The following is an 863-nucleotide window of genomic DNA, read 5'->3' on the forward strand; positions in this document are numbered from 1 at the left end:
CCGGACGGATCATGTCCGTCCGGACGGCGGCGTCCCACCTCTTCGTCAGGCGCCGAGCATGCGGTCCACGAGGTCCCGGTAGCCGCGCAGGGCCAGCCGGAGCCGCTCGGTGTCGGAGACGTCCTGGCCGCCGTCGCGGGCGCGCCCGTCGAGCTCGTGCCGGCGCGCGGTCAGCGCCTGGCCGATGGCCGTGACCACCTCGCCGGTCAGCTCGTTCGCGCGCCGGACGGAGGCGCCGGGGTCGTCCACGAACGAGGACTGCACCTCGTGCCATAGCTCCCGGAACCGCGCGGCCTCCTCCGCTGGAAGCAGCGTGTCGCCGCCGGCGGCCGTCGCCGCGCCGTTCCCCGTGGCACGGGTGTTGGTCGCGGTTCCGGGCGCGCCGGCCACGTGCGTGCTGGTCCCGCCCGCCGACGCCTGGCCCGGGGCCTGGCCCGGGGCCTGGCCTGGGGCCTGGCCTGGGGCCGTCCGGGTTCCGGCTTCCCGGTCCGCGGCGCTCTCGCCGTCGGCCGTGCGTCCTGCGGGCGCCTGCTCACCGGGCGTCGCGGCGCCACCGGCCGGGACATGCCCGTCCGGGTCGGTTCCGGGCAGTTTGTGCTCCCCGGTGTCGGCACCGGATCCCGGGACGCGAGGTGCGGTACCCCGGGATCCGGCCTGGTCCCGTCCCGGGTGCCCGGCGACCACGCGGTCCTGGGGCTGCGTGACCGGCTCGGGGACGGCCGCCTTCCCGGCGGTGTCGGGACGGCGCGTGTCGCGCGCCCGGTCGGAGGGTTCGGTCGGCATCTCGATCAGCTCCTCGGCGCGGGGCCGCCGCCCCGCTGGTCGGCGACGGGTCCGCGGGCGGCGGCCTGGTGGCCCGGCCG

1 protein-coding gene is annotated in these 863 nt (G+C 78.7%); it reads right to left on the reverse strand.

The window, feature by feature from the left end; translation table 11 throughout:
- Positions 1-45 precede the first annotated feature (45 nt).
- The coding region (locus DZF91_RS23065) for a hypothetical protein (RefSeq protein ID WP_207661895.1) at positions 46-863 on the reverse strand (818 nt) is incomplete at its 5' end.

Origin of the sequence: Actinomadura logoneensis (assembly GCF_003428695.1) — a bacterium.
In the GTDB taxonomy this organism is placed as follows: domain Bacteria; phylum Actinomycetota; class Actinomycetes; order Streptosporangiales; family Streptosporangiaceae; genus Spirillospora; species Spirillospora logoneensis.